The 14,940-nt window shown below is 42.6% G+C and carries 11 protein-coding genes and 1 tRNA gene; 7 read left to right on the top strand and 5 right to left on the bottom strand.

The features are described from left to right. The first annotated feature begins 152 nt into the window (after positions 1-152). From DAHG_RS02015 to DAHG_RS20380, 4 genes are all read left to right on the top strand, one after another. Positions 153-809, top strand: a complete 657-nt coding sequence (locus tag DAHG_RS02015; RefSeq protein WP_022936649.1) for a thiaminase II/PqqC family protein — start codon at positions 153-155, stop codon at positions 807-809. Then, on the top strand, positions 806-1,615 hold the full coding sequence (gene thiD / locus DAHG_RS02010) for a bifunctional hydroxymethylpyrimidine kinase/phosphomethylpyrimidine kinase (RefSeq protein WP_022936648.1): 810 nt from the start codon (positions 806-808) through the stop codon (positions 1,613-1,615). Before DAHG_RS02015 ends, thiD begins: the two co-directional genes overlap by 4 nt. Next, on the top strand, positions 1,602-2,219 hold the full coding sequence (thiE, locus tag DAHG_RS02005) for a thiamine phosphate synthase (RefSeq protein ID WP_022936647.1): 618 nt from the start codon (positions 1,602-1,604) through the stop codon (positions 2,217-2,219). Before thiD ends, thiE begins: the two co-directional genes overlap by 14 nt. A 103-nt stretch (positions 2,220-2,322) precedes the next feature. Further along, a complete protein-coding gene (locus tag DAHG_RS20380; protein WP_022936646.1) occupies positions 2,323-2,772 on the top strand; it encodes a NanQ anomerase/TabA/YiaL family protein in 450 nt (149 codons plus the stop codon). An 88-nt stretch (positions 2,773-2,860) separates the two neighbouring features. Here DAHG_RS20380 and DAHG_RS01995 read toward each other — a convergent pair whose 3' ends face one another. Further along, positions 2,861-3,946 (bottom strand): glycosyltransferase family 2 protein, encoded by a 1,086-nt coding sequence (locus DAHG_RS01995; RefSeq protein WP_022936645.1) that lies wholly within the window; start codon positions 3,944-3,946, stop codon positions 2,861-2,863. A gap of 209 nt (positions 3,947-4,155) precedes the next feature. Here DAHG_RS01995 and DAHG_RS01990 point away from each other — a divergent pair, with 209 nt between their 5' ends. Next, complete coding sequence (locus DAHG_RS01990; protein WP_022936644.1) at positions 4,156-4,374, top strand: ribbon-helix-helix domain-containing protein; 219 nt, start codon at positions 4,156-4,158, stop codon at positions 4,372-4,374. A gap of 245 nt (positions 4,375-4,619) precedes the next feature. Then, positions 4,620-9,752: a diguanylate cyclase domain-containing protein gene (locus DAHG_RS20375; RefSeq protein WP_022936643.1), complete on the top strand. Its 5,133-nt coding sequence runs from the start codon at positions 4,620-4,622 to the stop codon at positions 9,750-9,752. A 31-nt stretch (positions 9,753-9,783) separates the two neighbouring features. Here the strand turns inward: DAHG_RS20375 and DAHG_RS18485 are convergent, their stop codons facing one another. The 4 genes from DAHG_RS18485 to DAHG_RS01965 form a co-directional block, all read right to left on the bottom strand. After that, positions 9,784-11,373 carry a collagen-like domain-containing protein gene (locus DAHG_RS18485; RefSeq protein WP_022936642.1) on the bottom strand — a complete coding sequence of 530 codons (1,590 nt, stop codon included), beginning with the start codon at positions 11,371-11,373 and terminating at the stop codon, positions 9,784-9,786. A gap of 97 nt (positions 11,374-11,470) precedes the next feature. Continuing rightward, a complete protein-coding gene (locus DAHG_RS01975; RefSeq protein WP_022936641.1) occupies positions 11,471-12,058 on the bottom strand; it encodes an N-acetylmuramoyl-L-alanine amidase family protein in 588 nt (195 codons plus the stop codon). Positions 12,059-12,204: 146 nt separating this feature from the next. Further along, positions 12,205-14,106, bottom strand: a complete 1,902-nt coding sequence (locus DAHG_RS01970) for a DUF2207 domain-containing protein (protein WP_022936640.1) — start codon at positions 14,104-14,106, stop codon at positions 12,205-12,207. A 58-nt stretch (positions 14,107-14,164) separates the two neighbouring features. Beyond that, on the bottom strand, positions 14,165-14,722 hold the full coding sequence (locus DAHG_RS01965) for a LemA family protein (RefSeq protein WP_022936639.1): 558 nt from the start codon (positions 14,720-14,722) through the stop codon (positions 14,165-14,167). 108 nt (positions 14,723-14,830) lie between these two features. Between DAHG_RS01965 and DAHG_RS01960 the strand changes: the two genes are divergently transcribed. Continuing rightward, positions 14,831-14,907: transfer RNA gene (locus DAHG_RS01960), tRNA-Arg, on the top strand. Positions 14,908-14,940: the final 33 nt, after the last annotated feature.

Below are 14,940 nucleotides of genomic sequence, written 5' to 3'. Positions count from 1 at the left end.
TGCGAGGGAACTGAAAAGTTGAAAAAGGTTAAGACCTGACCTCTGGACCTGTCGGTTAATACCGGCGTAGGGAAGCAATTTCTTACGCCGTTTTGCGTCTGAAAGAGCTTCTAACTTAGAGGCTCTTTTTATTTAAAGGAGGAAGCTTATCAATGACATTCATGGAAGAAACGATTCATAATTCATTGGCAGTCTGGGATGCCTGTCTGCAAACAAAATTTATCAAAGAAATGCTGGCAGGCACATTGCCGATGGAAAAATTTGCATTCTATTTGATTCAGGATACTCTTTATTTGAACAGCTATGCCAAGGTTTTAGGCAAAGCGATTTATCTTGCCGAAAATTTAAACGAAATTCAGCTTTACACTTTAATACTCAGCTTTGTCACAGATACCGAAGCGAAGGTAAGACATGATTATCTGCACCAGCTGAAGATGGCCGAAAACATCCTTGAAACAGCCGAAGAGACAGCGGTGAATAAGCAGTATACCCATTTTCTGCTTGAGCTGGCAAAGACGAATGACAGTGCGCAAATCTTGATGGGGATACTGCCTTGCATGCTGAGCTATGCTTATATTTTTCATAAACTGGCAGCAGATACCGTGTCTCAATCCCCTTACAGCGATTTTATCAAAGGCTATGCTGAGGAGAATATTAATGAGGAGTTCAAGCTTTGGTGTGAATTTGCAGATGCCAAATGTGAAACGGTTAATGCTTTGAAGAAAAAAGAGCTGTCGGCAATCTTTGAAAAAGCAAGCAAATTTGAGCTGGCTTTTTGGGAAATGGCATACAAGGAGGATACAAAATGAAAAAGGTTCTAAGCATTGCCGGTTCAGACTGCAGCGGCGGTGCCGGTATTCAGGCTGATTTAAAAACATTTTCAGCTCTAGGTGTCTTTGGCATGAGTGTCATTGTTTCCGTGGTAGCCGAAAACACATGCCGGGTGCTTGCCATTGAGGATATATCTCCCGCCATGATCCGCCGACAGTTAGATGCCGTATTTGAAGATATCACCCCAGACGCGGTTAAAATCGGTATGCTTTCTACACCGGCATGCATGCAGGCGGTCAGCGAAAAGCTGTTGGTATATCAGCCAAAAAATGTTGTCATTGATCCAGTGATGACGGCTAAAAACGGCTGTCCATTAATGAACGCAGAATCAGTAAAACCGCTGCTGACAGAGATCGTACCGCTGGCAGATGTTGTAACCCCTAATATACCTGAAGCTGAAATCATGACTGGCATGAAGATCCATTCACTTTCAGATATGGCCGAGGCAGCCAAACGTATCATGACTCTGGGCTGCAGAAGCGTAGTCATAAAGGGCGGTCATGCCAATGGGGATGCCGTTGATCTGTTTTATGATGGAAAACAGTTTTATCCTTTCAAAGCAAAACGGATCAACACGAAAAATACGCATGGCACCGGCTGCACCTTTTCATCCGCAATAGCAGCACAGCTCGCTAAGGACAAAGAATTAATCGATGCCGTATCTGATGCGAAAGCATATGTAACTACCGCAATTGAACACAGCCTGAATATCGGCAAGGGCAACGGTCCAACCCATCACTTCTACGATCTGTATAGGGGGAAGGTGACTTATGATGAAGATTGATTATCGTCTCTGTCTCGTCACCGACCGTTCCCTTTTACACGGCATCAGACTTGAAGAAGCTGTTGAACAGGCAATATGCGGCGGCTGTACAATGATTCAGCTGCGAGAAAAAAACTGCAGCGCAAAAGCATTTTATGAACTAGCCAAAAGAATCAAAAGTATTACTGACACTTATCATGTGCCGCTGATTATCAATGACCGCACAGACATTGCCATAGCGATCAGGGCGGCAGGTGTGCATGTCGGACAAAGCGATTTACCGGCATACGTCATCAGAAGCATGATTGGCAGCGATGCTTTGCTAGGTGTTTCAGTTACCTCCGTAAAGGAAGCATTGCAGGCAGAAAAGGAAGGCGCTGACTATCTGGGTGTCGGTGCCCTCTTCCCTACTAACACTAAAAAAGATGCCGCGCATGTAACACTGCAAGAACTTAAAAATATAAAAAAAGCGGTCACCATCCCCATCATGGGCATCGGCGGCATAAACAAAACGAATCTTGAATTGCTGAAACAAACCGGCATTGACAGCATAGCTGTCATATCCGCGATCCTCGATCAGCCAAATATCACTCAGGCTGCCGCTGAATTGAAACAATGCTTATAAGCAGACATACATCCGTTTACTTTTAGTTTGAACAGCAGACAAAACTTGAACTATTCAGCCGCATGCCATTCCTTTATAATAGGCTTAGATACGGAGGCTGTTTATGATCTACGACACATTAAATAATATGCATTTATATAAAGGTATTCACCCCAATCTTGACCGCGTCATCGAAATGATACAAACGCATGACTTAAGTCAGCTGCCGATGGGAAAAACCATCATCGAAGAAGATTTATGCTGGGTGAATCGAATGACTTATCAGACAAAGCCGCAGGCAGAATGCCGCTTTGAAGCGCACCGCCTCTATGGTGATGTGCAGATCAGCTTAATTGGCTGTGAATATATGGGTTATACCCCGCTGGCCGATATTAAGCTATGTGATGATTATGATCCAGACAGAGACATCGTTCATGGTTCTGGCTCACCGTTGACGCTTTGCTGTTTAAACCAACAAATGGCTGCCGTCTTCTTCGCCGAGGACGCCCATATGGCTAAAATCAATCCATCACTTGAAACGGTTGACAAGCTCTGTTTTAAATTCAAATTATAATCCGTATCAAATCAGAACATTCCTTACCCTTTCTAAATGCTCTGATTGCGATGAACAAGAATCTTTTGCGAACAAAGATTCTTTTTTATTATTCAGTTTTTGATGAATCATAAGATTGACTTAGATATTGACGGTTATACAGATATGCGGCATCATCAGGCTTAAAGCTTCCCGCGGCTTCATTAGCAAGCCATGCCTGCCGCCAATCCTTCAGCTTATCATAGCAGCAGCAAAGTGAAATCCACGGTATATAGCCATAACAATCTAAGCGGATAAAACCACCGCTTTTCAGCGGTACTGGGCATTTGGTTGCTAAATCAAACCAAAAAACCGCCTGATTCCATGCCTGCTGCCGATAAAAATAGTTCCCTAATGCACAGCAGACTTCCGCACGCGGCGGTGCATACAGAAAGGCTTGCAGCAAGGCTAAGGCGCCTTTTGTTTCATGATGAAGCGATTCATAACATGCCGCCAATCCCAGACACGCTTCGATTTGATTCTCAGCCCAGCCATCCGGCGCATTCAAAAAGGCAGTGTATTGATCAACCGCTTCTGCATATTGCTTGTGATCCGCTAATTCCCGCGCATAGTAAAACTGCTGCCGTGCCGACAAACCGCCATGCCTGCTGATCTTTTCCAAAATGCGCAGATTACGCATAGTATCTTTTGGTTTCAGCTTGTGATGTTCAACAGCAATATCCGTATTAAGGCAATGAGCCGCCAGCGGAATCGTTTCATGAACAGCCCCCTCCCAGCGCAGATTTGCTTTACGGCGGATCAAACGTTCCCGCGCAAAGCTAAAGGTTGGCCTTCCCTGCTCATCAAAAGCCGTATGATACTGCATCATAACCATATCATACGCTTCATCCATCGTTTGTTTAAGCTGGTTCAGTTTTGCCAGTTCATCCGCCGGCACAACATCATCGGCATCAAGCCATAAGATATAATCCATCGATGCCTGATCAAAGGAATAATTTCTGGCTGCCGCAAAATCATCACACCAAGGAAATGAATAAACTTTCGCCTGATGCGCCTCAGCAATCGTGATGGTTTCATCCTCTGAACCGGTATCGACAATAATAATCTCATCCACCGCCGCTTCCACACTGCTCAAACAGCGATGCAAAACATCCGCCTCATTTTTCACGATCATACATAAGCTAATCGTAATCATACCCCAGCTCCTTCCTTTTACCCTATGCCCTGCGTTATAACCTGTTACTTCAACGTCAGATTTACAGCTATGAACATCACAAATCTATATTGCATTTTTGTATTATATTATTGAATACATATTGATAGTATAGTTATCATTTCATAATTGTGATATATTTTTAGTTCTTGAACCATACTATAATATATATATCGGAGGTGTATATAACAATGTATGAGAAAAAAAAGCCAAGAAAATTCACTGTTACTAAAAAACCTCTCTACAAGGAAGATAAATCGGTTAATATGACGATCCGTATTGATAAAGAATTACAGAAGCAATATGATTTATGGGCCAGCAAAACAAACCGTTCCAGAAACGAATTGATGAACATGGCATTAGCTTATGCCATTGAAAACATCGAGTTTATGGATGATGATCAGCAGTAACAGTCTAAATCTCGTTCAAAAGAAAACGGTCAGCGAATTTAAATCAGCAATTTAGGCAAACTATCTGATACTTTTTAATCTCCCCTGTTGATCAAAGTGACAGCGAATCAGGATTCTGAAAATTATTTTTTAATTCATTTGCATGTGATGCAAATTTTTTTAATATTATTTAATCATTTTTGTTCATTTTCGTACAAAGAATGTTATAATAAAAAAGAAAATAATTCTCGAAAAGGGGTATCATAATGGATGGAATAATGAGCAATAAACTTATCGATCCATCTCTTGGGGGAGTGTTTGAATGTTTATTTGATGAACATTTTACATTGCTATCCGCAGACGATTCACTGTTTCAGCTGCTTGGCTATACGCGTCAGGAATTCTATGAGCGTTTTCAGGATCATTTAATGGATGTTATTTATGAGACTGAACGCAGCAGCATTATGAATGAAATAAATGTCCAGTTGAAAAAAGGACATGTTTTTATGTATGAAAACCGACTGGTATGTAAAGACGGCCAGCTAAAGTGGATTTGGATCAGCGCGCAGATAATGAAGGGGAGCCGTCCTTATTTTCACTGTATCTTTCATGACACCACTAAGGATAAGAATGCTTATGAAAATTTAATAATAAGTGAAAAAAGATTCCAAGTCATCATCTCTCAGACTCAGGATGTCATTTTTGAAATGGATGTGAAAAATAACCATGTCTATTACTCTGACAATTATGAAAAAGCATTTGGCTATAAAGTCCCGCTGGATAATTTCCCCGCTTCAATGTTTGCCGGTGATATCATTTATGAAGAAGATAAGGATAAGTTGTTTAACGCTTTTCAGTCTCTGCGCAATGGCAGCAATTCAATGCAGTGTGAGTATCGCTTAAAATACCGCAATCAGGGTTATCACTGGGTCGAGGTAAAAGCGACGGCCATCCGTGATGAGCAAGGCAACCTCTTGAATATGATTGGAATCATTACCGATATCAATGAAACGAAACAGGCCATTTTAACATCGATGAAAGAAGCTGATTTTGATGCGTTGAGTGGCCTTTACAACCGGCGCGGCTTTTTGAAGCAGTTTGATACGCTGTTGGCAGATAAACAGGCCTTCACGCTGATTCTGATCGATCTTGATGATTTTAAGGATATCAATGATAATCTGGGTCATTTAGAGGGAGATCATGTATTATATAAAGTCGCGGAAAGTCTGAAGCTTGCTTTTCATGATCAGATTATTGGCCGATACGGCGGTGATGAGTTCATTATCTGTACGACGATGCCCTATACCCAGGAAGCATTAAGTAATAAAATCTTAGCATTCCAAACCAATATCCAGCAGCAGTTCTATGCTGATTATCATATCGATCTAGGCTTCAGTGTAGGTGCAAGCGCTTATCCGCTTCACGGCGAAGACTTCCTTTCCCTGTTTGATAAAGCTGACGCGGCCATGTATGAGGCTAAAAAGAATGGCAAGCAGCAGTTTGTGATGTATAAGGAAAACCATTATTTCTTTAATGCACCGCAAAAAATCATGAAGAAAACATTCCGTGATCAATGCATTGAATATATTCTTGATTTAATCATGAAACAGCCTGAGCACAGCGATCTCATTCCTGAACTTTTAAATTATTTGGGTAATGTTTTCAACTGCGACAGGATTTCCATTTATGCGGCGCGGCAGCGAATCTATGCGTGGTACCGTTTGGCTGAATATGAAATCACTGATTCCGATTCATCAATAATTGAAACACTGTTTGATGAACAGGGCGGTATCTATTTTTATGATAATGTAGAAACCGTTGACGCATCAGCAATCAAAACATGGCTGAAGCAGCGGCAGGCGCTGGCAGCGGTTTTATCTAAGACAGCCGGCAGTCAATTAATCATTTGCATCGAGGACTGTCATGCAACCCGTGATGTGACAGAAGAATCTAAATACACCATTCAATTGATCTGCGAACTGATTTCAACAATCCTTTTGAAAAAGCTTTCTCACAGCAGCAGGCAAGAGGTTGTTCCTACAGCTGATTTTGACGATTTCCCAGCATGTATATACAGTCTTGAAACGGATCAGCCGCAGCTGAAAGCCATCAGTAATAAGCTGCTGAAGATGCTTGGCTATGAAAATGAATCACAGTATCTGCACAGCAGCACCGGCAGTTTTATCGATATGATTGCGCCAGAGCATCAAGCTCTTGCTTATCAAGCCTTAACCAAAGCAAAAAACGATGGCAAATATAACGCTGTATATCAAATAATCGGTAAAGATAAGCATTCCATATGGGTAAAAGCAGAAGGCCAAATAATCAAGGATCAGCCGTTTATCATCCTGTGGTACACTGAATTTACCGAAATTAAAGAAAAGCTGATGCAGCTTGAACATAAAGAATTCTTATACCGCACCGCCCTTCAGAAATCACACGTTAACGTCTGGGAATATAATGTGAAAGAAAAAGCCTTATTTCTGACTGAAAGTGCTGTAGAAAAGCATTCGCTGAATGTTGCGGAAGGAAATATGCCTGAAACATTAATTGAAAAAGGCATCATTCATCCGATGAGCATTCCCATCGTTCGTCAGCTCTATCAAAAACTGGATGAAGGCATCAAGCAGATTCAGGCTGATGTCTTAACCAGAGATAAAGACGGCAAAAGCTGGTGGTGGGAACGCATCAATTACCATATGATTTATGATCAGGACGGACAGCCTGAACTTGCGGTTGCGATAGGTGAAGATGTAACGAAACAGAAAGAGACTCAGCTGCATTATCAAAAGGAATTATTTTACCAAGTTATTCAAAACAAAGATCTGATTGCCTCCTTCCAAGGCAATATTACCAAGAACCGGATTGATACAATTGAAGGCATTGCGGTTCATGACTATGAAATCCTGACCTATGATGATGTGCTGGAGCTGCAGAAAGTATTCTCTGCCAGTCAGGAAGATGTGTTGAGAGTACAGAATGTTCTCAGCAAGGAAGCGGTTATCAGCGCCTACTCACACGGTGAGAATTTCATTTTCTGTGATTACCGCCGCAAGGATTTAAACGGCAATCTGTCTTGGGTGCGTGCATTAAGCAAGATATTCTTAGACGGCAACGGCAATGATCTGCATATGCTGGGTGTCCTGCAGAATATCGATGCCAATAAGACATTGGAAAATATGATTCACCAAAATATTGAAAGAGATCCTTTAACCAATGTCTATTCAAAAGAGACGTTAATCGCGATGATTGAAAGAATTCTGTTTGAAGCACCGCCTTATCATGAGCCTTTTGCACTCTTGCTTTTCCATGTCGATTCCAATAATTTTAATGCGGATACACAGGATAATATCAGTAAAGTATTGAAGGAGCTGGCAAGCCATCTGCTGCTTTGCTTCTCTAAAAATAAGCTGGTTGGTAAATTATATGCCGGTGAGTTTGCTGTATTTATATACAGTAATTTTGATGAAGAAAGCATTCTTCGCTATATCAATGAAATTAAACAGTCGATGCGGATGTATTCAATCATCCCAGGGATTCAGGAGCCGATTAATATCCTTTTTGGAGCCGTTATCGATCAGACGTCAAAATCATTTGATGAGCTTTACAGCCGTGCTAAAAAAGCGATGCAGGATATGTCACAGAATATCTATATTGAAGGTTCAAATGATTTGATGAATGAAGTGCCTGTCTCATCTGAAAAGACGCAGATTGATTTGACAGAATTTATCAATCATCTGCATTATTCTTCCGCATTGCCGATCAATATGCAGGAGATATTAGGTGAAATACGCAAGCTGTATCAAGGCGACAGAGCCTATTTATATGATGTTATTCACGATCAGCTTACAGTCAATACTGATGTTACCTGTGAACATGACAGTCAGCTTAAACTAAATGCTGATAAAATCAAACAGTGGGCCGCTTTGCATAAGGAGGGAGCTTTACTTAAGTTTAAGCAGCTTGAGGAATTACGTGACACAGATTCGCTGCCAGCTAATCATGAGTATCCGTCCTTAATGGTACCAATGATTGAAAATCATGAATTAATTGCCGTTATCGGCATTGATAATGTCAAACAGTATAAGGATCAGCTGGCGTTTTTACATGCGATTCTCTTTATCATGGTTCATGAACAGCATCTCTTGCGCTTTCAGGAGGAGAACGAATACTATCAGGCTTTTGATCCTTTGACAAAGGTTAAAAACCGGATGAGTTTTTTCCAGTACAGCAAGGATTTGAATGTCGATGCATTAATTTCTTTAGGTGTAATTACCCTTGATATCAATGGTTTAAAAGACTTAAATAAACAATATGGCATGGCATATGGCGACGCGCTCATCACCGAGCTGGCAGCCGCTTTAAGTAATACTGGCTGTGAGCATATTTATCGCTATGACAGTGATGAATTCTTAGTTATCTTTGAGAATATTACTTATGAGCGTTTCATTGAAATGAGCGCGGCAGTAAAAAATGACGCAAATTCAATCTGCAGTGTAGCGATTGGCTTTGCATGGGCCGAAAAGCAAATTTCATTATATAATTTGATTAACAGTGCTGTTGATCAGCGCACGATGGATAAACAGATTCATTATGGCGAATATGCATTACTGAACAAAAACGATGAACGGACACAGGAGCATCACAGGCTGATGCAGGCTGTAGAGATGCAGTATTTAAAAATGTACCTTCAGCAAAAGGTTAACAGTGCCAATGGTCATGTGGTAGGTGCTGAAGCCTTGATTCGCTATCAGGATCAGCCGCATGGGCTTGTCGGACCGGATAAGTTTATTCCTTATTTAGAAAATACCGGCTTGATCTTCTACGTTGATTTCTTTATTTTTGAAGAAGTTCATAAGCTGTTGGCAATGTGGCGGCAGAAGGGCATTGAATTAATTCCGATCTCACTTAATTTCTCAAGGGTTACCTTATTGGGTGATAAGCTGGTAGAGCGGATGAATCAGATCAATCAGAAATATGGCATTGACCGTGATTTGATTGAGATAGAGATTACAGAAAACATGGGAGAAATTGAAAGAAATACAATTATCAAAATCGGACAGGAAATCAAAGCTGCCGGTTATCGGCTGGCCCTTGATGATTTTGGAGCTAAGTATAGTAATCTTTCCATCATTTCCGATCTTAAATTTGATACCTTAAAATTTGATAAAGGTTTAGTCGACTATCTCGTACAAAATGAGAATGCCCGCTGGATTCTTGAGTGCATCATCGCACTTTGTAAAAAGATGGATATCTATAATGTAGCCGAGGGTGTAGAAATCAAGGAGCAGGTTGCGATCTTAGCTGAATTGGGATGCACTTACATTCAGGGCTATTATTACAGCCGGCCGGTGGCCGCCAGTCTGTTTGATACGAGTCATAATTATCGTGAACATTAAAAGAAGAACTGCTTCTGCAGTTCTTTTCTATTTATCGATGCAGCTTAAAAATCACAACCGTAATTTCACCTTCACGAGCCTCTGATGGGCTGTTATAGGTCAGATTGAATATCGTTTCCTGGGCAGCTTCAATAATAAATGAGGCTGATCCCACAGCGCTGACATTTGCCGCCGCGGTTCTGAAATATACGCCATGTTCCAGATGCGCCTGAGCGTTATAATATGGTGTTATCTGCATATAGGCTGGACATGCCAATAAAGCTGATATATGATAGGTGATTGAATAAATCCCCGGTTTCAGGGTAATTGACGCGGTGCCGGTTAATTCAATAGTACCGCTTGGATCACTGATACCGGTTTGGAGCGGAATTCTTTCTCCATTCATATAGCGTGAAGAAATATTAAAGAAGGATGCGAAAATTTGATCCGGACAAGTACCGGCCGGGCCGGTTGCGCCAGTTGCTCCGCGTTCACCCTGCGGACCCGTTGGACCGATTGGGCCGGTTACACCCGTTACACCGATCAAACCCTGAATGCCCTGGATACCTTGTGCGCCAGTTGGGCCTATCGGGCCAATTGGACCGGTTGGACCCGTATTGCCGATAAGACCTTGAATGCCCCGCTCGCCCTGAATGCCGGTTGGGCCGGCTGGACCCATTGGACCCGTAGCACCCGTTGGGCCAACAAGACCTTGAATGCCCTGTTCACCCTGAAGACCGGTTGGGCCGGTTGGCCCCATCGGACCCGTTGCACCAGTATTGCCAGCGGCACCTTGAATGCCTTGAATGCCCTGCGCGCCAGTTGCACCGGTAGCTCCCATTGGGCCTGTCGGACCAATTTCACCCTGTGGGCCTTGAATGCCTGGTTCTCCCTGCATGCCTTGCGGGCCGGTTACACCCGGCAGACCTTGTTCTCCGCTTACGCCTTGAATGCCTTGCGGGCCGGCTGGGCCGGTTGCACCCGTTACACCGCGCAGTCCCTGAATACCCTGCACACCTTGAATCCCGGTTGGACCAGTTGGGCCAGTAATGCCGGTTGGCCCCTGAATGCCAGTTGCGCCGCGCAGTCCCTGAATGCCTTGTAACCCTTGCAGTCCCTGCGGACCTGTCACACCGGTATTGCCCTGCACACCCTGAATACCTCGTTCACCTTGAAGTCCGCGCGGACCGGTCGGACCCATTGGACCTGTCACACCGGTATTGCCGCGTAGTCCTTGTATCCCTTGGATACCCTGGATACCCGTTGGGCCGATTGGACCGATGCTGCCGGTTGGACCTTGTACACCAGTTGCACCGCGTACTCCCTGCACACCCTGAATACCCTGCGGGCCTTGAATGCCTCTTGGGCCTGTCGGACCGATTGGACCGGTTGGACCAGTTACACCACGCGGACCAATAGGACCAATGGGACCTGTTGCACCTTGCGGACCCTGCGGACCAAAAGGCCCTTGCCTGCCGGCAGCGCCGCGCGGACCAACTGGACCCGGACAGCCGCGCGGACCCATTGGGCCTGTCGGGCCTGGACAGCATTGACAAGGATTACATTGCTTTGGACAGCAATCACGGTTCTCCTCATACCAGTCCGCTTGCGGATGGTTATAATTATGCTTATTATAATTCATTAAATCGCCTGCTTTCTGAATGAAACATTCATTCAATTCATACTATGCTTGGCTTTGAACGGCTTAATGATACCTGCCTATTTTATACCCTTATTTATCAGCGATTTGGAAATTCATCATAATCAAAACCAAAATAATTTAAGATTCCAATATAAATTGCGAAAGCAAATAAATATTGATCATTTTTCAGTTTTTCCGCATCCGATAAATTAGTCAGATAGCCCAGTTCCACTAATATCGCCGGCATCACTGTCGCTCGCAGTACATATAAGGACGGATTCAACCGAACCATATTATAGCGAGTGCCAACTAGCTCCACAATCGAAGCAAGCACCTCAGCCGCTAAATCGGCCGCCGCCGAGTTCGCCCGATAAACATATACCTCCGACCCATTCAATGCCGGACTTGGGTTAGAATTAACATGAATACTGATAAAATAATCAGCCGGCCAGAGGTTAGCAGCTTCTACACGGGTACGCAGGCTGCTGCTTGTATCTTCACCTACTACCGTATCAGGGAAAGGTCTGGCGACCCGAACCGCAAAACGCGGATCAGCATACAGAAAACCCGCCAAGTAGATGCCTACCCAATAAGTAACCTCACTCTCGATGATTCCGTTGCCGCTTGCGCCGGCATTAATTGTACCTGGATTATGACCCTGATCAACATAGATATTTATTGCCATAAAACAACCTCCTTTAAACAGGCTATGCTGTCAAGCCATTCAATCATAGATAAACGCACAAGCAAGCACTTTTTTTTAAAATTATAACTAAAAAACAAAAAAAGAATCCTTAGCATATACATCTAAAGATTCTATTTGCTTTAAACTTACCAGCTGCCGCCTCCGCCACCGCCGAAGCCGCCGCCTGAAAATCCACCGCCGCCCGAGAAGCCGCCGCCAAAACCACCGCCGCCGCTGCCGCCTTTTGGTGCAGGCACATAACTGGCTGACGAAGACATAGAATGGAAGCAATGGTGGAAGCTATGCCACCAATAGATTGAAGAGAAGGTCGAGAAATGACGATCCGTCTCATACCAATCAGGCTGTTCAATAATGATATTCTCAAATTTATTTGACCATGTATCACTGATTCCCAGCACATACGCATAAGGCAGGATATCATAGAATGCTGAAGGATTCTCCTTAACAAGCATCTCGATGCGATCTTTCTCAGCATACAGGATAAACTCCTTCAAGCCAAGAATCTGTCCGAGCCATTCATTTCCCTTAGGCGTACGTTTTTCCATGAATGCCATCATGATGATCAACGCGGCACTCAACGCAATATAACACAGAATTGAAAGCAAGGAAGCCTTAAAGAAAATCAGAATAATAACATTGATCGATGCAACAATAGCATTCAAAACAATCGTTCCGACACAGGCCATAATTAATGATCCCCGTTTCATCACATAGCGTTTTTTCATAATCACGATCCAAAGTACCAATGAGAACATAAAGAATAATGAAGGGATGGCAAATGGAATCGCCAATGGCAATATCTCATAATAAGAATATGCGCTCAGCAGCGTAAACACAATGGAAGGCAAGCCTGCCACAATGACAAACAGCCACTGCATCACAGAAGAAGCCTGTGAGAAAACCCGTCTTCCCTTGGCTCTGGTAAAGTAACTGCTGACCTGATTTTTAGCTCGGTACAGTGCTTCGCCAACCTTGCCGTCGGCCAAATCATCCTCACTCATTTCATCCTTCTTCTTAAAAATAGCATCGAAAAATTTACGCTCATAATCGGTACTTTCATCTTTTGGAATATCCATCAGCTTGATTAAAGTCAAAGCTTCTTTTTCTTCCTTAATTTTCAAATATCCCTTATTGGCCCATTCAATAATCAAAGACAATACATCTCTTGATTCAACTGAACCATCAATGACATAACCTACACCCGCACTGTTTAAATCCTTAGGCGCGCTGAATTCAACGGTAACTACAACCTCATCATCCTTGCCAAACTTCCAAAACAGCACTAATGAAATAACCAGCAAAACAGCACTGAAAATCATCAGTAAAAAAGTATAGTCCTTAGGTTCAGGGAAGCGGAAATAATCAGAAGGCAGACGCACCATAATCGTTGCCGCCTCATAATTATCCAGCGGTACTAACGTTTCACCGCTGATTGTATTGCCGTTAACCTCATAACGCATATTGTTTTCAATACCGCCGTAATATCCAGTATAAGCTGAAATATCCTCATCACTGAATGACTTTGGCATATTGATCGTGAAGCTCAAATGCTTGATTGTCGTATCAAAATTATCCGCAAGATTCCAATAAAGCATTTGGGTATCCTTTAAATCAAGATCCTTTGTCTGCACCGTATAGGAAATTGTATAAAGCTGAGATCCAATCACTTCCCGATCCGCATCGCCAAGCTGAATAATCACACCCTGACTGTCATAATCAAGCGAACATTTTGTCCCGCCGCATTGAATATCAGTAACCGGAAAATAATAATTCTTCTCAACCGATTTACCATCAATCATCCATGTCATAGAATAGGACGTCGGTATATTCCGATAAAAACCATGCCGATACTGACTGAAATCAAGCATCAAGGTTTCCTGAATATGCAAAGCTCCGTTCTCTTCAACATTGATCGTAATATCATAATCATCAATGGTAAAAGCCTCCTGTGCTTTAGCTGGCATGATTGTCAGCATCAGCATCGCTGTGACCATCAATCCTTTTTTTAGCCATGATCTAAAATTCATTTCGTCACTTCCTTTCTAAATCATCACAAATTAAAAAGGGGCAGAGCGCCCCTATCAGTTAAAACTGAACCTTAACGTTTTCACGTTGAGCTGCATCCGTAATTTCATACATCGGCTGGCGATGAAAACCAAACATACCTGCCAGAAGATTACTAGGAAATGTCATAACCATATTATTGAACTTAACAACAATAGCATTATAGTACTTACGTGAATTAGCAATCTCTGATTCAAGATTTTGAAGCTCATTCTGCAGACTGAGGAAATTCTTATCTGCCTTTAAGTCAGGATATTGTTCACCAATCGCATATAACGGTCCCAACATTGACTGGAAATTCTTTTCACTGGAAATTTTCTCATCCATCGTATTAGCTTTTACCGCAAGATTTCTGGCACGGATTACTTTTTCCAAGGTTTCCGATTCATGCTTGGCATAGCCCTTAATCGTTTCCACAAGATTAGGAATCAAATCATATCTTTTCTTTAAATAGACATCCATTGTTGAAAATGCTTCTTCAACTTTATTTAAACCCCTTACCAGACCATTATATGTCATAATGCCCCAGACAATCAGTAGCACAACAATAACTACTACTACCCAGATAGCTATATTCATTTAACTCACTCCTTTGTTTAACAGCATTATATCATTAAGAATTTTAAGATACAATCAAATTAGGGCTTTTCAAAATAACATTTCTGTCATATAATATTAAATAGCCATGCGCCCATGGCGCAATTGGATAGCGCATTTGATTCCGATTCAAAAGGTTGGGGGTTCAAGTCCCTTTGGGCGCGCCAAATTAATTGCTGCCGGATGAAATCATCCGGTAT

The organism is Dielma fastidiosa (assembly GCF_000313565.1).
Taxonomy (GTDB): domain Bacteria; phylum Bacillota_I; class Bacilli_A; order Erysipelotrichales; family Erysipelotrichaceae; genus Dielma; species Dielma fastidiosa.
Note: the sequence above shows the minus strand (reverse complement) of the source record. Positions and strands in the feature narration are given on the sequence as shown.

What these genes read in the sequence shown, in the direction of transcription:
- DAHG_RS01975 (WP_022936641.1), bottom strand. Translation starts at nt 12,058, where the DNA reads ATGGCAATAAATATCTATGTTGATCAGGGTCATAATCCAGGTACAATT.
- DAHG_RS01995 (WP_022936645.1), bottom strand. Translation starts at nt 3,946, where the DNA reads ATGATTACGATTAGCTTATGTATGATCGTGAAAAATGAGGCGGATGTT.
- thiE (WP_022936647.1), top strand. Translation starts at nt 1,602, where the DNA reads ATGATGAAGATTGATTATCGTCTCTGTCTCGTCACCGACCGTTCCCTT.
- DAHG_RS20375 (WP_022936643.1), top strand. Translation starts at nt 4,620, where the DNA reads ATGGATGGAATAATGAGCAATAAACTTATCGATCCATCTCTTGGGGGA.
- DAHG_RS01970 (WP_022936640.1), bottom strand. Translation starts at nt 14,106, where the DNA reads ATGAATTTTAGATCATGGCTAAAAAAAGGATTGATGGTCACAGCGATG.
- DAHG_RS20380 (WP_022936646.1), top strand. Translation starts at nt 2,323, where the DNA reads ATGATCTACGACACATTAAATAATATGCATTTATATAAAGGTATTCAC.
- DAHG_RS01965 (WP_022936639.1), bottom strand. Translation starts at nt 14,722, where the DNA reads ATGAATATAGCTATCTGGGTAGTAGTAGTTATTGTTGTGCTACTGATT.
- DAHG_RS18485 (WP_022936642.1), bottom strand. Translation starts at nt 11,373, where the DNA reads ATGAATTATAATAAGCATAATTATAACCATCCGCAAGCGGACTGGTAT.
- DAHG_RS02015 (WP_022936649.1), top strand. Translation starts at nt 153, where the DNA reads ATGACATTCATGGAAGAAACGATTCATAATTCATTGGCAGTCTGGGAT.
- thiD (WP_022936648.1), top strand. Translation starts at nt 806, where the DNA reads ATGAAAAAGGTTCTAAGCATTGCCGGTTCAGACTGCAGCGGCGGTGCC.
- DAHG_RS01990 (WP_022936644.1), top strand. Translation starts at nt 4,156, where the DNA reads ATGTATGAGAAAAAAAAGCCAAGAAAATTCACTGTTACTAAAAAACCT.